This window comes from Actinomadura sp. NPDC047616 (assembly GCF_040642915.1).
Lineage (GTDB): Bacteria > Actinomycetota > Actinomycetes > Streptosporangiales > Streptosporangiaceae > Spirillospora > Spirillospora miaoliensis.
The window spans coordinates 23,003-47,567 of record NZ_JBEYTB010000007.1 but is presented as its reverse complement, the minus strand read 5'-3'; the positions used below and the strand labels follow the sequence as shown (position 1 = coordinate 47,567).

The 24,565-nt window shown below is 73.6% G+C and carries 3 protein-coding genes; all 3 read left to right on the top strand.

What is annotated here, in order from left to right:
- Nucleotides 1–150: 150 nt before the first annotated feature.
- The 3 genes from ABZ801_RS18080 to ABZ801_RS18070 are packed head-to-tail and all read left to right on the top strand — an operon-like array spanning nucleotide 151 to nucleotide 24,565.
- On the top strand, nucleotides 151–12,918 hold the full coding sequence (locus ABZ801_RS18080) for an amino acid adenylation domain-containing protein (RefSeq protein WP_360698954.1): 12,768 nt from the start codon (nucleotides 151–153) through the stop codon (nucleotides 12,916–12,918).
- On the top strand, nucleotides 12,915–20,654 hold the full coding sequence (locus ABZ801_RS18075) for an amino acid adenylation domain-containing protein (RefSeq protein WP_360698952.1): 7,740 nt from the start codon (nucleotides 12,915–12,917) through the stop codon (nucleotides 20,652–20,654). The genes ABZ801_RS18080 and ABZ801_RS18075 overlap by 4 nt, the downstream gene beginning before the upstream one ends.
- Entirely contained in the window at nucleotides 20,639–24,565 is a 3,927-nt protein-coding gene (locus tag ABZ801_RS18070; RefSeq protein WP_360698950.1) for an amino acid adenylation domain-containing protein, read from the top strand. The genes ABZ801_RS18075 and ABZ801_RS18070 overlap by 16 nt, the downstream gene beginning before the upstream one ends.

The following is a 24,565-nucleotide window of genomic DNA, read 5'->3' as shown; positions in this document are numbered from 1 at the left end:
CGTGAATCCGGACCGCGACCGCGGCGGCGCGCTCGGTGCGCGGGGCGCCGGGCGGTACTCGGGGAAAGGGGACGGGGAAACAGCCCGAAGTTCGGTGATCACTCTTCGCGAAAATCGAATCCCCCCGCGACCGGGAAAGCATTTGCCTTGATGTCCTCCATTGAGTACGTGCCCCTTTCGGCGGCGCAACGCGCGGTCTGGTACGCCCAGCAGCTGGCGCCCCGGACGCCGATTCACATCGCGCAGTACATCGAGATCGAGGGCCCGGTCGACCACGAATTGCTCGACCGCGTGGCGCGGATCGCCGCGCACGAGGTCGAGGCGATGCATGTGCGCCTGGTCGAACGCGACGGGGAGCCCTGCCAGATTCTCGACCCGGCCCCCTCGGCGGCGATTCCGCTCGTGGACCTGAGCGGGGAGGCGGACCCGCGCGCCGCCGCCCGCGCGTGGATGCGCGCCCGCCTGGCCGAGCCGCTGCCGCTGGACGCCGACCGGCTGTACGTGACCGCGCTGCTGCGGCTGGCGCCCGGCCTGCACTGGTGGTTCATCCGCGCCCACCACGTCATCCAGGACGCCTACTGCGGCTCGATCATCAGCCGCCGCGCCGCCGAGATCTACACGCGGCTGGCCCGCGGCGAGGAGTACGAGCCCGCCCCGCGCGGCTCGTACCGGGAGGTGCTGGCGGAGGAGGCCGCCTACCGCGAGTCCGAGCGCTTCCAGCGGGACCGCGCCTACTGGACGGAACGGTTCGCCGACCGCCCCCTCGCGGTCGGCCTGAGCGACGGCCTGGCCGAGCCGACCGCCGACTACCTCAGCCGCGTCGCCGCGCTGTCACCGGAGGAGACGGCCGCGCTGGCGGCCGGCGCGCGGCGGCTGCGCACCGCCTCGCCCGCGCTGGCGATCGCCGCGACCGCCGCGTACGTCGCGCGGATGACCGGCACCGACGACGTGATCCTGGGCATGGCGGTCACCGGCCGCGCGTCCCGGCTGGCGCTGGACACGCCCGCGATGCTGGCCACGATCCTGCCGCTGCGGGTGACCGTCCGGCCGGACATGACCGTCGAGGAGCTGGTGCGCACCACCGCCCGGGCCGCCGCCCGGCTGCTGCGCCACCAGCGCTACCGGCGCGAGGACCTGCTGCGCGACCTGCGGCTGCTCGGTGAGCGGCGCCGCCTGCACGGGCCGGTCATCAACATCATGGCCTTCGACTACCGGCTGGACTTCGCGGGCCTGCCCGCGCGGATGCACCCCATCACCACCGGGCCGATCGACGACCTGTCGATCAACATCTACGACAACTTCGACGGCGCCGGCATGCGCGTCGACTTCGACGCGCACCCCGCCCTCTACACGCCCGACGAGGTCGCCGCCCACCAGGAGCGGTACCTGCGGCTGCTGCGGGCGCTGGGCGATGTCGATCCGGCCACGCGGCTGGGCGACGTGGAGATCCTGGACGCCGCCGAACGCGCCCTGGTGCTCAAGGAGTGGAACGACACGGCCATGCCGGTGCCGCCGGCCGTCGTGCCGGAACTGGTGGAGGCGCAGGCCGCCCGCACGCCCGACGCGCCCGCCGTCACCCATGGCGGGACGACGCTGACGTATGCGGAGCTGAACGCGCGGGCCAACCGGCTGGCCCGCCATCTGATCGGGCAGGGGGTCGGCCCCGAGGATCGGGTCGGGCTCGCGTTGCCGCGTGACGCGGATCTGGTGGTGGCGGCGCTGGCGGTGCTCAAGACAGGGGCCGCGTATCTGCCGATCGACCCCGCCTATCCGGTGGACCGCATCGCGTTCATGCTGGACGACGCCGCCCCCGCCTGCGTCATCACCATGAGCACGACGAGGCTGCCCGAGGGCGGGCGGCGGGTGCGGCTGGACGCGCTGGACCTCGCCGTGCACTCCGCCGCCGACGTCACCGACGCCGACCGGGTGCGTCCGCTGCGTCCCGGCAACGCCGCCTACGTCATCTACACCTCCGGCTCCACGGGACGCCCCAAGGGCGTCGTGGTGTCCCACGCCAACGCCGTCGACTTCTGTGCGTGGGCGGCACGCGACTTCGGCGCCGAGCGGCTGCGCCGCGTGCTGTTCTCCACGTCGCTGAACTTCGACGTGTCGGTGTTCGAATGGCTGGCGCCGCTCACGGTCGGCGGCCACGTCGAGGTGGTGCGGGACCTGCTGGAGGTCGCCGAACGCGGCGGCTGGCACGGATCGCTGGTCAGCGGCGTCCCGTCGGCGATGTCGGCGCTGCTCGGCGCGGGCCGCCCGGACCTGTCGGCGTCGGACGTGGTGCTGGCGGGCGAGACGCTGCCGCCCCGGCTGGTGCGCGAGCTGCGGGAACTGCTGCCGGACGCGCGTATCTCCAACATCTACGGCCCGACCGAGGCCACCGTCTACGTCACCGCCTGGTACGACGACGGCAACGCCGAGGGCATGGCGCCGATCGGCCGTCCCCTCGCCAACACCCGCGCCTACGTGCTGGACGCGGCGCTTCGCCCGGTCCCCGTGGGCGCCCCCGGGGAGCTGTACCTGGCGGGTGACGGCCTGGCCCGCGGCTACCTCGACCGTCTGGCGCTCACCGCGCAGCGGTTCGTGGCCTGCCCGTTCGGCCCGCGCGGCGAGCGCATGTACCGCACCGGCGACCTGGTGCGCTGGACCCGCTCCGGCGACATCGAATACCTGGGCCGGGCCGACCACCAGGTGAAGGTGCGCGGGTTCCGCATCGAGCCCGGCGAGATCGAGACCGCCCTCACCGGCCACCCCGACGTGGCGCAGAGCGTCGTCATCGCGTGCACCGACGCCGCCGGGGACACGACCCTGGTCGCCTACGTTGTCCCGGCCCCGGGACGGACCGCCGATCCGGCGGCGCTGCGGGCGTTCGTCGCGAGGACGCTGCCCGACTACATGGTCCCGGCGGCGGTCGTCGTGCTGGACGAGCTGCCGCTCAACCCGAACGGCAAGCTCGACCGGGCCGCCCTGCCCGCCCCCGGCTTCGCCGCGTCCCCCGAGAGCCGCGCCCCCCGTGACGCCCGCGAGCAGACCCTGTGCGGCATCTTCGCCGACGTGCTCGGCGTGGAACGGGTCGGCATCGACGACGACTTCTTCGACCTGGGCGGCGATTCCCTCAAGGCCACCCGCGTGGCCGCCCGCGCCCGCGCCGCGCTCGGCTGCGACCTGGCCGTCCGCGCGGTGTTCGAGGCGCCCACCGTCGCCGCCCTGGCCGCGCGCCTCGACGCGTCCGGCGGGCGGCGCCCCGCGCTGACGGCCGGGAGGAGACCCGACCCCCTCCCCGTGTCGTACGCGCAGCGGCGGCTGTGGTTCATCAACGACCTGGACGGCGGCTCGGCCGTCTACAACATCCCGATCCCGCTGCGGCTGACCGGCAGGCTCGACCTGGACGCGGTGCGCGCCGCGATGGACGACATGCTGGCCCGCCACGAGGCCCTGCGCACCGTGTTCACCGAGATCGGCGGCGAGCCGCACCAGCGGATCCTGCGCTACCCCGACGAGGTGGACCCGGTGCTGACGGTCGCCGACCTGGCCGCCGCCACCGACGCCGAACGCCGCCGGGAGATCCTGGCCGCCGCCACCCGCGGCTTCGACCTGACCCGCGACCTGCCCGTCCGCGCGCACGTGTTCCGCCTCGGCCGCCGCGACGACGGCGACGAGCACCTGCTGCTGATCGTGCTGCACCACGTCGCCGGGGACGGCTGGTCGATGGAGCCGCTGGCCACCGACCTGATCACCGCGTACGCGGCGCGCGCCGAGGGCCGGGCGCCGGTGTGGGAGCCGCTGCCCGTCCAGTACGCCGACTACGCGCTGTGGCAGCGCGCCCTGCTTGGCTCCGAGGACGACCCGGGCAGCCTGGCCGCACGGCAGCTCGCCTACTGGAAACAGGCCCTGGCCGGGCTGCCCGACCAGCTCGAACTGCCCACCGACCGGCCCCGCCCCGCGCGGGCGTCCCACCGGGGCGCGCAAATGCCGTTCACGCTGCCGGCCGGCCTGCACGCCGCGCTCGCAGACCTGGCCCGCGAGCACCGCGCCAGCCTGTTCATGGTGCTGCAGGCGGCGCTGGCCGGGCTGTTCACCCGGCTCGGCGCGGGCACCGACATCCCGATCGGCTCGCCGGTCGCGGGCCGCGCCGACCGGGCGCTGGACGGGCTGGTCGGCGTGTTCGTCAACACCCTCGTCCTGCGCACCGACACCTCCGGCGACCCCGCGTTCACCGAGCTGCTGGCGCGGGTGCGTGACACGGACCTGGCGGCGTTCGCCCACCAGGACGTGCCGTTCGAACGCCTCGTGGAGGTGCTGAACCCGCGCCGCTCCCTGGCCCGGCACCCGCTGTTCCAGGTCATGATCTCGATGCAGACCGACCCGTCGGCGCGGGTGGAGCTGCCGGGGCTGACGGTCGCGCTGGAGCCGGTCGACACGGGCGTGTCCCGCTTCGACCTGGCGCTGCTGGTGGACGAGCGCCGCGACGCCGCCGGCGACCCCGCCGGGATCGACTGCCGCCTCGAATACGCCGTCGACCTGTTCGACGCCGGCACCGCCCGGTCGATGGCCGCCCGCCTGGAACGGCTGCTCGCCGCCGTCGCCGCCGACCCCGGCCGGCGGCTCGGCGCGGTCGATCTGCTGGAGGAGACCGAACGCCACCGCCTGTTCGGCGAGTGGAACGACACCGCGCTGCCCGTCCCGGACGCCCTGGCACCCGAGCTGGTGGAGGCGCAGGCCGCCCGCACACCCGACGCGCCCGCCGTCACCCATGGCGGGACGACGCTGACGTACGCGGAGCTGAACGCACGGGCCAACCGGCTGGCCCGCCACTTGATCGCGCGGGGCGTCGGCCCCGAAGACCGGGTCGGGCTCGCGTTGCCGCGTGACGCCGATCTGGTGGTCGCGGCGCTGGCGGTGCTCAAGACAGGGGCCGCCTACCTGCCGATCGACCCCGCCTACCCGGCGGACCGCATCGCGTTCATGCTGGACGATGCCGCCCCCGCCTGCGTCCTGACGACCCGCGGCATCGCGCTGCCGGACGGCGCGCCGCGCGTCGAGCTGGACGCGCTGCCGCTGCCGGAGCACCCCGCCGGCGACGTCACCGACGCCGACCGGGTGCGTCCGCTGCGGCCGGGCCACGCCGCGTACGTGATCTACACGTCCGGGTCCACCGGCCGCCCCAAGGGCGTCGTCGTCCCGCACGCCGGCCTGGCCGACTTCTGCGCGGGCGGCGCGGCGTTCTACGGCGCCGGCCGGCTGCGCCGCGTGCTGTTCTCCACGTCGCTGAACTTCGACGTGTCGGTGTTCGAATGGCTCGTCCCGCTCACCGTGGGCGGCCACGTCGAGGTGGTGCGGGACCTGCTGGAGGTCGCCGAACGCGGCGGCTGGGAGGGCACGCTGGTCAGCGGCGTCCCGTCCGCTTTGGCGGTGCTGCTGGCCCGCGACGGCCTGCGGCTGCGCGTCGACGACCTGGCGTTCGGCGGCGAGGCGCTGCCACCGCAGCTGCTGCGGGACGCCCGCGAGCGCGTGCCCGGCGCGCGCCTGTCCAACATCTACGGGCCCACCGAGGCGACCGTGTTCGTCACCGGCTGGTTCGACGACGGCGACGACGGCGGCGTCGCCCCGATCGGCCGCCCCATGGCCAACACCCGCGCCTACGTGCTGGACGCGGCGCTGCGGCCGGTGCCGGTCGGCGTGCCCGGCGAGCTGTACGTCGCCGGAGACGGCCTGGCCCGCGGCTACCTGGGCCGCCCGTCGCTCACCGCCGAACGGTTCGTGGCCTGCCCGTTCGGCCCGCCCGGCGCCCGCATGTACCGCACCGGCGACCTGGTGCGCTGGACCCGCTCCGGCGACATCGAATACCTGGGCCGGGCCGACCACCAGGTGAAGGTGCGCGGGTTCCGCATCGAGCCCGGCGAGATCGAGACCGCCCTCACCGGCCACCCCGACGTGGCGCAGAGCGTCGTCGTCGCCCGCACCGACGCCGCCGGGGACACCGTCCTGGCCGCCTACGTCGTCCCCGCGCCGGGCGCCACCCCGGACACGGCGGCGCTGCGGGCGTTCGTCGCGAGGACGCTGCCCGACTACATGGTCCCGTCGGCGATCGTCGTGCTGGACGCGATGCCGCTCACCCCCAACGGCAAGCTCGACCGGGCCGCCCTGCCCGCCCCCGACCTCGCCGCCGCCTCCGCCGGGGGACGCGCCCCGCGCGACGCCCGCGAGGAGATCCTGTCCGGCATCGTCGCCGACGTGCTCGGCCTGGAACGGGTCGGCGTGGACGACGGGTTCTTCGACCTGGGCGGCGACTCGCTGAAGGCCACCCGCGTCGTCGCCCGCGCCCGCGCCGCCCTCGGCGTGGAGCTGCCCGTCCGGGCCCTGTTCGAGACCCCCACCGTCGCCGGGCTCGCCGAACGCGCCGCGTCCGGCGCGCGGGCCGAACGCCCCCCGCTGCGGCCCGTGCCCGCCGAACACCGCCCCGACCCGCTGCCCGTCTCCCACGCGCAGGAACGCCTGTGGTTCCTCAACCGCCTGGAGGGACCGACCGCCACCTACAACATGCCGATCCCGCTGCGGCTGACCGGCGCGCTGGACTACGCGGCCATGCGCGCCGCGCTGCGCGACGTCGTGGCCCGGCACGAGTCGCTGCGCACCGTCTTCGGCGACCACGACGGCCGCGCCCATCAGCGCGTCCTCGACGACGCCGACCCGCCGCTGGAGATCACCGACATCGCGCCCGGCGGCGACCTGCGCGGCGCGTTGTTCACGGACGCCACGCGCGGCTTCGACCTGTCCCGCGACCTGCCGGTCCGCGCCCACCTGTACCGGCTCGGCGAGCACGAGCACGTGCTGCTGATCGTGCTGCACCACATCGCCGGGGACGGCTGGTCCATGGCGCCGCTCGCCCGCGACGTCATCACCGCCTACCTGGCCCGCCGCGACGGGCACGCCCCCGGCTGGGAGCCCTTGCCCGTCCAGTACGCCGACTACGCGCTGTGGCAGCGCGACCTGCTCGGCTCCGAGGACGACCCCGGCAGCCCGGCCGCACGGCAGATCGCGTTCTGGCGGAAGGCGCTGGCGGGCCTGCCCGACGAGATCGACCTGCCCGCCGACCGGCCCCGCCCCGACCGCGCCTCCTACCGGGGCGGCCAGGTGACCTTCGACGTGCCGGAACGGCTGTACGAGGCGCTCACCGCCCTGGCCCGCCGCCACCACGTCAGCGTCTTCATGGTGCTGCAGGCCGTGCTGGCCGGGATGCTCACCCGGCTCGGCGCGGGCACCGACATCCCGATCGGCTCGCCGGTCGCGGGCCGCACCGACCACGGCCTGGACGACCTCGTCGGCGTGTTCGTCAACACCCTCGTCCTGCGCACCGACACCTCCGGCGACCCCGCCTTCGCCGAACTGCTGGCGCGGGTGCGCGAGACGGACCTGGCGGCGTTCGCCCACCAGGACGTGCCGTTCGAACGCCTCGTGGAGGTGCTGAACCCGCGCCGCTCCCTGGCCCGGCACCCGCTGTTCCAGGTCATGCTCACGTTGCAGAACAACCCCGAGGCGTCGACGGACCTGCCGGGCCTGCGGGTGGCCGTGGAACCGGTGGACGCCGCGGTCGCCAAGTTCGACCTGGAGTTCCTGCTGGAGCGGGCCCGGGACGGCCGCGGCGGCCTGACCGGGACCGTCGAGTACGCCCTCGACCTGTTCGACCGCGCCACCGCCGAACGCCTCGCCGCCTGGTACGTCGACGTCCTGGAGGCCGTCGCCGCCGACCCCGAGGTCACGATCGGCGCCCTGCGGCTGCCCGGCGCCGACGACGTCCGCCGCCCCGCCGCCGCGGCCCCGGTGAAGAGGCTCGTCGCGTACGTCGTCCCCGCCCCGGGCCAGACGGTCGACATCGAGGAACTGCGCGCCCACGTGCGCGAGCACCTGCCCGAGGCGATGGTGCCGTCCGCCGTCGTCGTGCTGGACGAGCTGCCCCTCACGCCCAATGGCAAGGTCGACACCAAGGCCCTGCCGCACCCCGAGCCGTCGGCGGTGCCCGCCACGGCGCCCTACCGCGCGCCGCGCGACGCCCGCGAGGAGACCGTCGCCGCCATCGTCGCCGACCTGCTCGGCGTCGCCCGCGTCGGCGTCGACGACGACTTCTTCGAGCTGGGCGGCAACTCGCTGATCGCGATGCGGGTCGTCAGCCGCGTCCGCCGCGCCCTCGGCGTCGAACTGCCCGTGCGCGCCCTGTTCGAGGCGCCCACCGTCACCGGGCTGTGCGCCCTGCTCGGCACCGCCCGCGAGACGGGACGTCCGCCGCTGGAACGACGGGACCGGCCGGACGTGATCCCGCTGTCGTACGCGCAGCGGCGCCTGTGGTTCCTCAACCGCTTCGAAGGCCCGTCCGCCACCTACAACATCCCCCTGGCGCTGCGCATCCGCGGCGCCCTCGACCACGACGCGCTGCGCGCCGCCCTCGGCGACGTGGTGACCCGGCACGAGTCGCTGCGCACGATCCTGCCCGACAGCGGCGGCGTACCGCGCCAGCTCGTCCTCGACCCGGCCGCCGCCCGGCCCGAACTGCGCGTCACCGACACCACCGACGCCGAACTGCCGGTCCACCTGGCCGCCGCCGCCGGACACCCCTTCGACATCTCCGCCGAGCCGCCGCTGCGCGCCCACCTGTTCCGCCTCGCGCCGGACGAGCACGTTGCGCTGCTGGTGCTGCACCACATCGCCGGTGACGGCTGGTCGCTGGCTCCGCTGGCGCGTGATGTGATCATCGCGTATGCGGCGCGGGTGGAGGGGCGTGCGCCGGGGTGGTCTGCGTTGCCGGTGCAGTATGCGGATTATGCGTTGTGGCAGCGGGAGTTGTTCGGTTCGGAGGATGATCCGGGGAGTTTGATCTCGCGGCAGATCGCTTTCTGGCGTGAGGCGTTGGCGGGGTCGCCGGAGGAGCTGGTGCTGCCGGGTGATCGGCCGCGTCCGGTCGAGGCGTCCTACCGGGGCGGCACGATCCCCTTCCGGCTCTCCGCCGGCCTGCACGAGGCACTGCTGCGGGTCGCCCGGGAGACCGGCGCCAGCCCCTTCATGGTCGCCCAAGCCGCCTTCGCCGCGTTGCTGACGCGGCTGGGCGCCGGGACCGACATCCCGATCGGGTCGCCCGTCGCCGGGCGGACCGACGATGCCCTGGACGACCTGGTCGGCATGTTCGTCAACATGCTGGTCTTCCGCACCGACACTTCGGGTGACCCGTCGTTCCGTGACCTGGTGGCGCGGGTGCGGGAGACCGATCTGGCCGCCTACGCCCACCAGGACGTGCCGTTCGAACGCCTGGTGGAGGTGCTCAACCCGCCGCGCCACCTGGGCCGCCACCCGCTGTTCCAGGTCGGCCTGACGTTCCAGAACAACCCCGAGGCCCGGCTCGAAGCCCCCGGCTTCAGCGCGGAACCCGAACCGCTGCACGCCGGGGTGTCCCGCTTCGACCTGCTGATGATCCTCACCGAACGGCTGGACGCCTCCGGCCGGCCCGGCGGGCTCGACGGTGAGCTCGAATACGCCCTCGACCTCTACGACCCGCCGACCGTCGAACGCCTCGCCGCCCGCTTCGAACGCTTCCTCACCGCCCTGCTCGCCGACCCCGACACCCCGATCAGCGCGATCGACGTCGTGGACCCGGCCGAACGGCGCGTCCTGCTCGAAGAGTGGGCCGGCGGGACCGTCGCCGCGCCGGTGGACGAGCCGACGATCGTCGAGTTGTTCGAGGCGCAGGTCGCCGCTCGTCCGGGTGCGGTGGCGGTGACTTGTGAGGGCGCGTCGCTGACGTACGCGGATTTGAATGCTCGTGCCAACCGTCTGGCGCGTCGTCTGGTGGCGCAGGGGGTTGGTCCGGAGCAGTTCGTGGCGTTGCGGTTGCCGCGTTCCGCTGATTTGGTCGTCGCGATCCTGGGGGTGTTGAAGGCGGGGGCGGCATATGTGCCGATCGACCCGGACTACCCGGCCGACCGCATCGCCTACATGCTCGGCGACGCCCGCCCAGTGCTCACCCTCGGACCGGATGACGTGGACGCCCCCGGCTACGAGGACACGAACCCCAACGTCCCGTTGTCACCGGACCATCCGGCGTATGTCATCTACACGTCCGGTTCGACGGGCCGCCCTAAGGGCGTGGTCGTCCCGCATCGCAATGTGGTGCGTCTGCTGCGGTCGACGGAGTGTTGGTTCGATTTCGGTCCGGATGATGTGTGGACGTTGTTCCACTCCTATGCCTTCGACTTCACGGTGTGGGAGTTGTGGGGGGCTCTCGCCTACGGGGGTCGTCTTGTTGTCGTGCCGTACCTGACGTCGCGCTCGCCGGATGACTTCTTGAAGCTGCTGGCGGCTGAGCGTGTGACGGTGTTGAGCCAGACTCCGTCGGCGTTCTACCAGCTGATGGCCGCCGATCGGGAGAATCCGGGCGTCGACCTGGCGTTGCGGTATGTGGTGTTCGGCGGTGAGGCGCTGGAGCCGGGACGGCTGGAGGACTGGTACTCGCGGCACGCGGACGATGCCCCGGTGCTGGTGAACATGTACGGGATCACCGAGACGACCGTGCACGTCACCTACCAGGCTCTCGACCGGGCGTATGCGGCGACGGCTGCGGGGAGCCTGATCGGTACTGGGATCCCTGACCTGCGGGTCTATGTCCTGGACGAGAAGTTGCGTCTGGTCCCGCCGGGTGTGGTGGGGGAGTTGTACGTGGCCGGGGCGGGGTTGGCGCGCGGGTATCTGTACCGTCCGGCGCTGACCGCCGAACGGTTCGTCGCCGACCCCTACGGCCCGCCCGGCACGCGCATGTACCGCACCGGAGACCTGGCTCGGTGGCGCGGTGACGGACGCCTGGAGTACCTCGGCCGTTCCGATCAGCAGGTGCAGTTGCGCGGGTTCCGGATCGAGTTGGGCGAGGTCGAGGCGGTGCTGGCGCGGCATGAGGCGGTCGCCGACGTCGCCGTGATCGTCCGCGACGACCGTCTGATCGCCTACGTCGTCGCCTCCGGCGACATCGACCCCTCGGAGCTGCGCGGGTTCGTCGGGACACAACTGCCGGGGTACATGGTCCCGGCGGCCGTGGTGAAGCTCGACGCGCTGCCGCTGACGGTCAACGGCAAGCTCGACCGCACCGCCCTCCCTGACCCCGACTTCTCCGTGCGCGTGTCGTCGCGGACGCCTCGCACGGCCGAGGAGGAAGTCCTCGCCGGGTTGTTCGCCGAGGTGCTCGGCCTGGAACGCGTCGGGGTGGATGACGGGTTCTTTGATCTGGGCGGCGATTCGATCATCGCGATCCAGTTGGTGTCGCGGGCCCGCCAGGCCGGGTTGGTGCTCTCGCCTCGGGAGGTGTTCCAGCACCAGACCGTCGAGGAACTCGCCGCCATCGCCAAACCTCTCGCCGACGCCGACGCCGTCGAAGCGGAACCGCCCGGGACGGGCATCGGGCCGCTGCCGGTCACGCCGATCATGGCGTGGCTGCGTGACCGGGTGGGCGGCGACGCCTCCCTGATCGGCGGGTTCCATCAGTCCATGCTGCTGCGCACCCCCGCCGACCTGGGGCTCGACAGGCTGACGGCCGCGTGGCAGGCGGTCCTCGACCACCACGACATGCTCCGGCTCCGCCTGGACGTGGACGACGACGGCGACGGGGCCGGTGCCGGGGAATGGCGGCCCGTCGTCCGGCCGGTCGGGGACGTGCGCGCCGACGACCACGTGACCCGGGTGGACGTGGCCGGGCTGGACGCCGACAAGCTCGCCGCCGTCATCACCGAGCAGGCCCTCGCGGCCCGCGACCGGCTCGACCCGCGGGCCGGGGCGGTCGCGCGGCTGGTGTGGTTCGACGCGGGCACGGCGCAGGGCAGGCTCCTGGTCATGCTGCACCACCTCGTCGTCGACGGGGTGTCGTGGCGCGTCCTGCTGCCGGACCTGGTCACCGCGTGGGCCGGCGGCGCGCTGGAACCCGTCGGGACGTCGTTCCGGCGCTGGGCGCAGCGCCTCACCGCCGCCGCGTCCGACCCGGCCCGCGCCGGCGAGCTGGACACCTGGCTCGACATCGTGGACGGCCCCGACCAGCGCATCGCCGACCGTGCTCTCGACCCGCGCGTGGACATCGCGGCACGGGCCCGGTCCCTGACGCTCGGCCTGCCCGCCGACGTCACGGCGCCGCTGCTGACCGACGTGCCCGCCGCGTTCCACGGCCGCGTCAACGACGTGCTGCTCACCGGGCTGGCCCTGGCCGCCGTCCAGCACCGGCGGCGGCGCGGCGGACGCGGCACGAGCGTCCTGGTCGACCTCGAAGGGCACGGCCGCGAGGACGTCATCCCCGGGGTGGACGTCACCCGGACGGTCGGCTGGTTCACCTCGATCCACCCGGTCCGCCTGGACCCGGGGACGGTCGAGCCGGGCGAGATCCGGGCGGGCGGCCCGGCCCTCGGCACCGCGTTGAAGAAGGTGAAGGAGCAGCTCCGAGAGATCCCCGACAACGGCATCGGCTACGGCCTGCTGCGCCACCTCGACCCGGCGGCCGCCGAGGAGCTGGCCGCCCTGCCGCCCGCGCAGCTCGCGTTCAACTACCTGGGCCGCGTCGCCCCGGGCGACGGCGGCGCCGACTGGAGCCTGGCACCGGAGGAGACGCCCCCGGGCGAGGACCCGCGCATGCCGATGGCGCACGTCCTGGAGATCAACGCGATCACCCGTGACCTGCCCGGAGGGCCCGAGCTGAGCGCCACCTGGACCTGGCCGGACGGCCTGCTCGGCGAGGACGACGTGCGCGAGCTGGCCGAGGCGTGGTTCGCCGCGCTGCGCGGCCTGGCCGCCCACGTCACCGCCGGGCCGGCCGGCGGGTTCACTCCGTCCGACCTGCTGGTGGACCTCGACCAGGGGGAGATCGACAAGCTCCAGGACGCGTGGAGGAAGCAGCAGTGACCCGGTCCGATCTCGAGGACATCCTGCCTCTGGCACCGCTGCAGCAGGGGTTCTTCTTCCACGCGCTCCACGACGCCGAGGCCGCACCGGGCACCGGCGGCGTGGACGTCTACACCGCCCAGCTCGTCCTGGACCTGGAGGGTCCGCTGGACGCGGCCGTGTTGCGCGCGGCCGCGGGGACGCTCCTGCGCCGTCACCCCAACCTGCGCGCCGCGTTCTGGCACGAGGACCTGAGCCGCCCGGTCCAGGTGATCCCGCGCCACGTCGAGACGCCCTGGGAGGAACTCGACCTCGCCGGTACCGCCGACCCCGACGCCGAGGCCGCCGCGGTCGCCGAACGCGAACGGGCCCGCCCGTTCGACCTGGCCGACCCTCCGCTGCTCCGGTTCGTGCTGCTCAGGCTCGGGCCGCTGCGGCACAAACTCATCCTCACCAACCACCACATCCTGCTGGACGGCTGGTCGACGCCGCTGCTGGCCACCGAGCTGTTCGCGTTGTACGCGGCGGGCGGGCAGGACACCGGCCTGCCGCGCCCCGCCCCCTACAAGAGCTATCTGGCCTGGCTCGCCGGGCGGGACCGGGCCGCCGCCGCGGACGCCTGGCGGGCCGCCCTGGCCGGCGTCGACGGGCCGACCCTGGTGGCGCTCGAGGCGGCCGGACGTCCCGCGACGATGCCGCGGCGCGCCGAGATCGAACTGGACGAGGCGCTGACCAGGAAGCTCACCCGGCTGTCGCGCAGGCACGGCGTCACGCTCGGCACGGCGCTGCAGGGCGCCTGGGGCCTGCTCGTCGCCCACCTCACCGGCCGCGACGACGTGGTGTTCGGCGCGGCCGTCTCGGGGCGTCCCGCCGAGCTGCCGGACGTCGAGTCCATGATCGGGCTGTTCGTCAACACCGTGCCGGTGCGGGTGCGGGCCCGGCCGGGGGACTCGTTCGCGGCGGTCCTCGAACGGATCCAGGACGAGCAGGTCGACCTGCTGGCCCACCATCACCTCGGCCTCACCGACATCCAGCGCGCGGCCGGGCAGGCGGGGGTCTTCGACACCGTCACGGTGCTGGAGAACTTCCCGTTCGACCCGTCCGCCACCGGCGCGGCGATCAACGGCGTGCGGGTGACCGGTGTCGACTCCCACGACGCCACGCACTACCCGCTCTCGCTCGCCGCCGTCCCCGGCCCACGGCTCACCCTGCGCCTGTACTACCGGCCCGACCTGTACGAACGCCAGGACGCCGACCGGCTGCTCGGCCGCCTGCGGCGGCTCATCGAGACGTTCGCCGCCGACCCCGGCGGGCCCGTCGGGCGGGCCGACCTGCTCACCGGGGACGAGCGCCACCGGATCCTCACCGCGTGGAACGACACCGCGGGCGCCGTCCCGGACGCCACGATCACCGACCTGTTCGAGGCGCAGGCGGCCCGGCGGCCCGACGCCCCCGCCGTCCTCGACGGGGACACCGTCCTCACCTACGGCGAGCTCGACGCGGCGGCGAACCGGCTCGCCCGCGTGCTGACCGCCCGTGGCGCCGGTCCCGAAGAGATCGTGGCGGTGGCGCTGCCACGCTCGGTCGACCTGATCACGGCGACCCTCGCCGCGGGCAAGGCCGGGGCCGCCTTCCTGCCCGTGGACCCCGAGTACCCGCCGGAACGCATCGCCCACATGCTCGGTGACGCGCGCCCGATCCTGACGATCAGCACGTCGCGGTACGCGGACCGGCTGCCCGAGGCCGACCGGCTGCTGCTGGACGACCCCGCCACCGCCGCGCTGATCGACGCCCAGGACCCGGGCGGACCGCGCGAGCGCACGGCGCCGCCGCGGCCCGACCACCCGGGCTACGTGATCTACACCTCCGGGTCGACCGGCCGCCCCAAGGGCGTGGTCGTCACCCACGCGGGCATCGCGAGCCTGGCCCGCGCGCAGATCGACGGCATGGCGGTCGGGCCCGACGCCCGCGTCCTGCAGCTCGCGTCGCCCGGCTTCGACGCCTCGGTGTTCGAACGGCTGGCCGCGATCGGCTCCGGCGCCGCCATGGTGGTCGCCCCGGCGGACGTGTACGGCGGTGAACGCCTGCGCGACCTGATCCGCGAGCGGGCGGTCACCCACGCGGTCATCACGCCCTCGGCCCTGGCCACCGTGCCGTCCGAGGACCTCGGCGGGCTGCGGACCGTGCTGGTCGCCGGTGAGGCGTGCCCGCCCGACCTGGTCGGCCGCTGGGCGCCGGACCGCCGGATGATCAACGGCTACGGCCCCACCGAGACGACCGTGTGCGCCACGATGAGCGGGCCGCTGCCGGACGGGGCGGTCCCGTCGATCGGCGCGCCGATCCGCAACACCCGCGCCTACGTCCTGGACGGCGCGCTCCGGCCGGTGCCGCCCGGAATCCCCGGAGAACTCTACGTCGCGGGCCCGATCCTGGCCCGGGGGTACCTGGGACGGCCCACGCTGACCGCCGAACGCTTCGTCGCCTGCCCCTACGGCCCGCCGGGGGAGCGGATGTACCGCACGGGCGACCTCGTGCGGTGGCGTGACGACGGCACGCTGGACTACCTGGGCCGGGTCGACCACCAGGTGAAGATCCGGGGGATCCGGATCGAACTCGGCGAGATCGAGGCCGTGCTGTCGGCGCACGAGACGGTGGCGCGGGCCGTGGCGGCGGTCCGCGACGGGCGCCTCGTCGGCTACGTCGTCCCCGCCCCCGGCGCCGCCATCGACGAGGCGGAACTGCGCCGTTTCGCGGGCCGCTCGCTGCCGGACCACGCCGTTCCCGCCGCGGTGGTGGCGCTGGACGAACTGCCGCAGACCCCGAACGGCAAGCTGGACCGTGCCGCCCTGCCCGCGCCCGAAGCGCGGGCCGAGGCCGGCCGCGCCCCCCGCACCCCGCGCGAGGAGATCCTCTGCGGCCTGTACGCGGAGGTCCTCGGGCTGGAACGGGTCGGGGCGGACGACGACTTCTTCCTGCTGGGCGGTGACTCGCTGACCGCCGTCCGCCTGGCCGGCCGGGTCCGGTCCGCGCTCGGCGTCGAACTGCCGCTGCGCGCGCTGTTCGAGGCGCCGACGGCGGCCGCGCTGGCCGGGCGCCTGGACGAGGCGCAGGGATGGGTCCGGCCCCCCCTCGTCCGGCGGGACCGCCCGGACGTGATCCCGCTGTCGCACGCGCAGCGGCGCCTGTGGTTCCTCAACCGCTTCGAAGGCGCCCGCTCGGCGACGTTCAACATCCCGGTCGCGCTGCGGCTCACCGGCCGCGTCGACCACGACGCGCTGCGCGCCGCCCTCGGTGACGTGGTGGCCCGGCACGAGCCGCTGCGCACGATCTTCCCGGACGCCTCGGGCACGCCGCGCCAGCACATTCTCGACCCGGCGACCGCGCGGCCCCGCCTCCCCGTCGTCGAGACCGACGAGGCGCACCTGCCGGCCGCCCTCGCCGACGCCGCCGGACAGGGCTTCGACCTGTCGGTCGAGCCGCCGCTGCGCGTCCGGTTGTTCGCCCTGGACGACGACACGCACGTCCTGCTGCTGGTGCTGCACCACATCGCCGGTGACGGCTGGTCGCTGGCTCCGCTGGCGCGTGATGTGATCATCGCGTATGCGGCGCGGGTGGAGGGGCGTGCGCCGGGGTGGTCTGCGTTGCCGGTGCAGTATGCGGATTATGCGTTGTGGCAGCGGGAGTTGTTCGGTTCGGAGGATGATCCGGGGAGTTTGATCTCGCGGCAGATCGCTTTCTGGCGTGAGGCGTTGGCGGGGTCGCCGGAGGAGCTGGTGCTGCCGGGTGATCGGCCGCGTCCGGTCGAGGCGTCCTACCGGGGCGGGACGATCCCCTTCCGGCTCGACGCCGATCTGCACGCCGGGCTGGTGGCCCTGGCCCGTCAGAGCGGCGCCAGCCTCTTCATGGTGATGCAGGCCGCGTACGCCGCGTTGCTGACGCGGCTGGGCGCCGGGACCGACATCCCGATCGGGTCGCCCATCGCCGGTCGGACGGATGACGCCCTGGACGATCTGGTCGGCATGTTCGTCAACATGCTCGTCCTGCGGACCGACACTTCGGGTGACCCGTCGTTCCGTGACCTGGTGGCGCGGGTCCGGGAGACGGACCTGGCGGCGTTCGCCCACCAGGACGTGCCGTTCGAACGTCTGGTGGAGGTGCTCAACCCGTCCCGGTCGATGGCACGGCACCCCCTGTTCCAGGTCGTCCTGTCGTTCCAGAACAACCCGGAGGCCCGTCTCGACCTGGACGGTCTCACCGCCGCCGCCGAGCCGCTCCCGTCCGGCGTGGCCAAATACGATCTGTCCCTCTACCTGGAAGAACGCGACGGCCATCTCGAAGGCGGGCTGGAGTACGCCGTCGATCTGTTCGACCGGTCCACCGCCGAAGTGCTCGTCGCCCGCTTCGAACGCCTGCTCCGCCAAGTCGTCGCCACGCCGGACGCCCCCATCAGCGCCGCCGACATCCTCACCCCCGGCGAACGTGACGCACTGCTGGGCGAATGGGCCGGCGGCACCACCACCGGACGGACAGAACGCTCGACGATCGTCGAGTTGTTCGAGGCGCAGGTCGCCGCTCGTCCGGGTGCGGTGGCGGTGACTTGTGAGGGCGCGTCGCTGACGTACGCGGATTTGAATGCTCGTGCCAACCGTCTGGCGCGTCGTCTGGTCGAGCGTGGGGTCGGGCCGGAGCAGTTCGTGGCGTTGCGGTTGCCGCGTTCCGCTGATCTGGTCGTTGCGATCATGGGGGTGCTCAAGGCGGGGGCGGCATATGTGCCGATCGACCCCGACTACCCGGCCGACCGCATCGCCTCCATGCTCGCGGACGCCGATCCGGTCGTGACCCTGCGCCCCGAGGACGTGGACGCCCCCGGCTACGACGAGTCCAACCTGGCGAGGGACATCTCCCCGGATCACCCGGCGTATGTCATCTACACGTCCGGTTCGACGGGTCGTCCCAAGGGCGTGGTCGTCCCGCATCGCAATGTGGTGCGTCTGCTGCGGTCGACGGAGTGTTGGTTCGATTTCGGTCCGGATGATGTGTGGACGTTGTTCCACTCCTATGCCTTCGACTTCACGGTGTGGGAGTTGTGGGGGGCTCTCGCCTACGGGGGCCGTTTGGTCGTCGTGCCGTACCTGACGTCGCGGTCTCCCGAGGACTTCCTCAGGCTGCTGGCGGCGGAGAAGGTCACGGTGTTGAGCCAGACTCCGTCGGCGTTCTACCAGCTGATGGCCGCCGATCGAGAGGCGCCCGGTACTGATCTGGCGTTGCGGTATGTGGTGTTCGGCGGTGAGGCGCTGGAGCCGGGACGGCTGGAGGACTGGTACTCGCGGCACGCGGATGACGCTCCACTACTGGTGAACATGTACGGGATCACCGAGACGACCGTCCACGTCACCCACCAGCCGCTGGATCGCGTCCATGCGGTGACCGCTCCGGGGAGCCTGATCGGTACCGGGATCCCTGACCTGCGGATCTATGTCCTGGACGAGAAGCTTCGGCCCGTGCCCCCGGGTGTGGTGGGGGAGTTGTACGTCGCCGGGGCCGGATTGGCACGCGGGTATCTGCACCGACCGGCGCTGACCGCCGAACGGTTCGTCGCCGACCCCTACGGCCCGCCCGGCACGCGCATGTACCGCACCGGAGACCTGGCTCGGTGGCGCGGTGACGGACGCCTGGAGTACCTCGGGCGGTCCGATCAGCAGGTGCAGTTGCGCGGGTTCCGGATCGAGCTGGGCGAGGTCGAGGCGGTGCTGGCGCGGCATGAGGCGGTCGCGGATGTCGCGGTGGTCGTCCGTGACGATCGTCTGATCGCCTACGTCGTCGCCTCCGGCGACATCGACCCCTCGGACCTGAGGCGCTTCACCGGGTCCCAGGTACCGGAGTACATGGTCCCGGCGGCCGTGGTGAAGCTCGACGCCCTGCCGCTGACCGTCAACGGCAAGCTCGACCGCACCGCCCTCCCTGACCCCGACTTCTCCGTGCGCGTGTCATCGCGGACGCCCCGCACGGCCGAGGAGGAAGTCCTCGCCGGGTTGTTCGCCGAGGTCCTCGGCCTGGAACGCGTCGGTGTCGATGACGGGTTCTTCGATCTGGGCGGTGATTCGATCATCGCGATCCAGTTGGTGTCCCGGGCGCGCCAGGCCGGGTTGGTGCTCTCGCCTCGGGAGGTGTTCCAGCACCAGACCGTCGAGGAACTCGCCGCCATCGCCAAACCCCTCGCCGACGGAGGGGCGACCGAGACCGAGCCCCCGGGCACCGGACTGGGGGTCGTGCCCGCGACCCCCATCATGCGCTGGTTCCAGGAACTCACCGGCCCCACCGACGACTACAGCCAGCGGACGCTGCTCCAAGTGCCTCCGGGCCTCGCCGTGGACGCCCTGGTCGGCGCCCTCCAAAGGGTCCTGGACCACCACGACATGCTGCGGCTGCGCGTCGACCGCGCCGAACCGCACTGGGAGTTCGAGGTCGCGGAGCCCGGCACGGTGGACGCCGCCGCACTCGTCCGCCGCGTGGACGTGTCCGACGTCCGCGACCTGCATGCCGTCCTCGCCGAGGAGGCCGCCACGGCCCGCGCCGGTCTCGACCCCGAAGCCGGGATCATGACCCGGCTGGTGTGGTTCGACGCTGGGCCCGCACGGTCCGGACGGCTGCTGGTGACCGTCCACCACCTGGCCGTGGACGCGGTGTCCTGGCCGATCCTGCTGCTCGACCTGGTGACCGCCCTGACCGGCGGCGGTGAGTTCGACCCGGTCGGCACGTCCTACCGCCGCTGGGCGCAACGCCTGGTCGCCGAGGCGGCCGAACCCGCCCGCACCGCCGAACTGCCGCTGTGGACCGACATCCTCGCCACACCCGACCCGGCGCTCGGGGACCGCCCCCTCGACCCGGCCGCCGACGCGTTCGGCACGGCCCGGCACCTCACCGTGGACCTGCCCGCCGACGTCACGGCGCCGCTGCTGACCGACGTGCCCGCCGCGTTCCACGGCCGTGTCAACGACGTCCTGCTCACCGCGCTCGCCCTCGCCGTCGCCGGATGGCGGCGCGACCGCGGCCGCGCCGACGACACCGCCGTCCTGGTCGACCTGGAGGGACACGGCCGCGAGGAGATCATTCCCGGGGTGGACCTCACCCGGACGGTCGGCTGGTTCACCTCCATCCATCCGGTCCGCCTGGACCCGGGGACGGTCGAGCCGGGCGAGATCCGCGCGGGCGGCCCGGCCCTCGGCACCGCGTTGAAGAAGGTGAAGGAGCAGCTCCGCGAGATCCCCGACAACGGCATCGGCTACGGCCTGCTGCGCCACCTCAACCCGTCCACCGCCGGACGGCTCGCCGCGCACCCCGCCCCGCAGATCGCGTTCAACTACTTCGGCCGCTCGCCCCTGCCGGAGGTGACCGACTGGGCGCCCGCCGCCCGCGAGGAGACCGACGCGCTCGGCGCCGGCCAGCACTCGCGCCTCGGCCTGGTCCACGCGATCGAGGTGAACGCGCAGACCCGCGACCTGCCCGGAGGGCCCGAGCTGAGCGCCACCTGGACGTGGGCGGGCGGCCTGTTCGGCGAGGACGAGATCGCCGACCTCGCCGACCGCTGGCAGGCGGCGCTGCGCGGGCTGGTCGCGCACGTGGTCGACGGCGCGGCGCACGGCCCGGTCGGCGGGTTCACCCCGTCCGACCTGCCGCTGGTGTCGGTGAGCCAGGAGGAGATCGACGAGCTGGCCGCCGAGCTGGACGCGGAGGACGAGGCATGGGATCCGGAGTGAAGTCGCAGCTCGAAGACATCTGGCCGCTGTCGCCGTTGCAGCAGGGGCTGTTCTTCCACGCGCGGTACGACTCCGGCCGAGGGGACGTCTACACGGCGCAGATCGTGTTCGACATGGTCGGGCCGCTGGACACCGGCGCGTTGCGGTCGGCCGCCGAGGCGTTGCTGTGGCGGCACGCCAACCTGCGGGCCGGGTTCCGGCAGCGCAAGGACGGCAGCGGCGTGCAGATCGTGCACCGGCGGGTGCGGCTGCCCTGGGCGGAGGCCGACGTGTCCGACCTGCCGCGGGAGCGGCGCGAGGACGAGGCCCGGGTGCTCGCCGAGGCCGATCGCGCCCGGCCGTTCGACCTGGCCAGGCCGCCGCTCCTGCGGTTCCTGCTGATCAAGCTCGCCGCCGACCGCCACAGGATGGTGTTCACCAACCACCACATCCTGCTGGACGGCTGGTCCACCCCGGTGCTGCAGACCGAGTTGTTCGCGCTGTACCTGGCCAAGGGCGACGACACGGGCATGCCCCGCGTCACCCCGTACAAGAACTACCTGGCCTGGCTCGCCCAACAGGACCGTGGCGCGGCCGAGGACGCGTGGCGGCGCTCGCTCGACGGACTGGACGAACCCACGCTCGTCGCCCCGCACGCGGGCGACGACCCCGGGGCCGCACCCCCCGACAGGGTGCGGCGCCTGCTGTCCGAAGACCTCACCGTCGCGTTGTCCGCGCGCGCCCGCGCGCACGGCGTCACCCTCAGCACCGTGCTGCACCTCGCGTGGGGCGTGTTGCTGGCGCGCCTGACGGGCCGTACGGATGTGGTGTTCGGCGCGGCGGTGTCCGGTCGTCCCCCCGAACTACCGGGGGTGGAGCAGATGATCGGGCTGTTCATCAACACGCTGCCCATCCGCGTACGGGTCCGCCCGGGCGACACCGTGGCCGAGGCCCTCACCCGCCTGCAGCGTGAGCAGGCCGACCTGATGGCCCACCACCACCTGGGGCTGACCGACATCCAGCGCCTCACCGGCATCGGGTCCCTGTTCGACACCATGACGGTGCTGGAGAACTACCCGTTCGACCCGGACACGGCGGGCACTGACCTGGGCGGGCTCTCCCTGCACGGCGTGGACGGCTACGACGCCAGCCATTACCCGTTCACCCTCGCCGCCGTACCGGGACGGCGCCTGTCCCTGAGGCTCGACTACCGCACCGACCTCTACACCGCCCACGACGCCACCCGCGTCATGGAGCGGCTCCTGCGCGTCCTTGAGGCGATCGCCCACCGGCCCGGCACGCCCCTGGCGCGCGTCGACGTTCTCGGCGATGCCGAACGTGCCCTCGTCCTGCGCGACTGGCAGGGCACGGCAACCGGACGCCCCCGGCAGACCGTCACCGGGCGGTTCGCGCGTCGCACGGCCGAACACCCGGACGCCGTCGCCGTGCGTTCGGCGGCGGGGGAGTCGCTCACTTACGCCGAGCTGGACGCCCGCGCCAACCGGCTCGCCCACCGCCTGGCCGGGCTGGGCGTGCGCCGGGAGACGCGGGTGGCGGTGCTGCTCGAACGGTCCGCCGACGTGATCGTGGCGAGCCTGGCGGTGCTGAAGGCGGGCGGCGTGTACGCGCCGATCCATCACGGGTATCCGCGTGACCGCATGGCCTGGGCGGTCGAGGAGGTCGACGCGCCCGTCCTGCTCGTCAACACCCCCATGAAGGACCGCGTGGCCGACCTGGACGTCCGCGCCCGCGTCCTCGTCGTGGACGACGACCCGGAGCTGGCCGCGCAACCCGGCACCGACCCCGGTGTGCCCGCCCACCCCGAACAGCTGGCGTGCGTGCTGTTCACCTCCGGGTCCACGGGCGTCCCCAAGGGCGTCATGCTGCGGCACCGCGACGTCGTGGACCTGGCCGCCGACGCCTGGCTGCGCGGCCCCGCGCACGAACGCGTGCTCGTGCACTCCCCGCACGCCTTCGACGCGTCCATCTACGAGATGTTCACGCCGCTGCTGAACGGCGGCACCAGCGTCGTCGCCCCGCCCGGACGCCTCGACGGCGACACGCTGGAACGGCTCGTCGCCGCCGAGGACGTCACCGCGCTGTTCCTCACCACCACCCTGTTCAACCTGGTCGCCGAGGAACGGCCGCACGCCTTCGCGTGCCTGCGCCAAGTGCTGACGGGAGGCGAGGCGGGGTCCCTGGCGGCGATGCGCAAAGTCCTCGCGGCGTGCCCGGACACCGAGGTCGGCCACGTGTACGGGCCCACCGAGGCCACCACCTACACCACGGTCGCCGGTATGCGCGACACGCTCGCCGACCCGGACGAGACCTCGACGGTGCTGGGCCGGCCCATGGACGACACGCGCGTGTACGTGCTGGACGCCGGCCTCCGCCCGGTGCCGCCGGGCGTCCCGGGCGAGGCGTACATCGCCGGCGCCGGGGTCGGCCGCGGCTACCTCCACCGGCCCGCCCTCACCGCCGAACGCTTCGTCGCAGACCCGTTCGGAGCCCCCGGCGACCGCATGTACCGCACCGGCGACCTGGTGCGGTGGCGCGAGGACGGCACCCTCGAATACCTCGACCGGGTCGACTTCCAGGTCAAGGTGCGCGGGTTCCGCATCGAACCCGGCGAGATCGAAACGGCCCTCGCCGCCCACCCCGCCGTCGCCAACGTCGCCGTCGTCGCCCGGCAGGACGCCCACGGCGTGAAACGCCTCGTCGCCTACGTCGTGCCCAAGGGCGGCGACGCCGACGCGGCCGAGCTGCGGCGGCACACGGCCGCGCGGGTGCCCGAGTACATGGTCCCGTCGGCGTTCGTCCTGCTGGACACCCTGCCCACCAACCCCAACGGCAAGCTCGACCGCGACGCGCTGCCCGCACCCGGCTACGACGTCGCCGCCGCCGGGGGACGCGCCCCCGCCACCCCCGACGAGGAACGGCTGTGCGAGGTGTTCGCCCAGGTGCTCGGCCTGGAGCGGGTCGGCGCCGACGTCAGCTTCTTCGACCTCGGCGGCGACAGCATCACCGCGCTCAAGCTCGTCACCCGCGCCCGGGAGGCCGGGGTCGAGCTGACGCCCCGGGACGTGTTCACCCACCAGACCGTCGAGGCGCTCACCCGCCACCTCGCCGACGACACCGGCCGGCTCGGGTTCGAGGTGCTGCTGCCGATCCGCACCACCGGGACGCGGCCACCGGTGTTCTTCGTCCATCCAGCCGGCGGCCTGGCCTGGGGCTACCTGCAGTTCTCCCGCCACCTCGGCCCCGACCAGCCCGTCTACGGCCTGCAGGCGCGCGCGTTCACCCAGGCGGAGCTGCCCGGGTCGGTGGAGGAGATGGCCGCGGACTACCTCGAACAGATCCGCGCCGTGCAGCCGTCCGGGCCGTACCACCTGTGCGGCTGGTCGCTGGGCGGGCTGGTCGCCTACGAGATGGCCTGCCGTCTGCAGGCGGCGGGGGAGCGGGTCGCGCTGCTCGCGCTGATGGACGCCTACCACGGCCAGGACCTGGACTCCGAACGCCGCGAGGTCCTCCCGGAACTGCTGGAGGCCATCGGTGTGGACGCGCGCATGGTCGCCCCCGACGGCCACCCCGACATCAAGCAGATCATGGCGCTGCTGGCCGAACGCGGCGACGCCCTCGCCACGCTCGGCGAGGACGACCTGGTGAACGTCTACCGCAACTACGAGAACGGGGTGCGGCAGGCCGAGGCGTACCGGCCCGGACGCTTCCGCGGCGACCTGGTGTTCTTCACCGCCCGCAGGGGACGCGCCGCCGGGGCGCCGACCGCCGCCGCCACCTGGGGGCCGCTGGTCGACGGCCGCGTCCACGACCACCCCGTCGACGCCGAGCACCACGAACTGCTGGGACCCGGTCCGGTCGCCGAGATGGGCGCCGTGCTGGCCGCCCGCCTCGCCGCCACCTCACAACGCTAA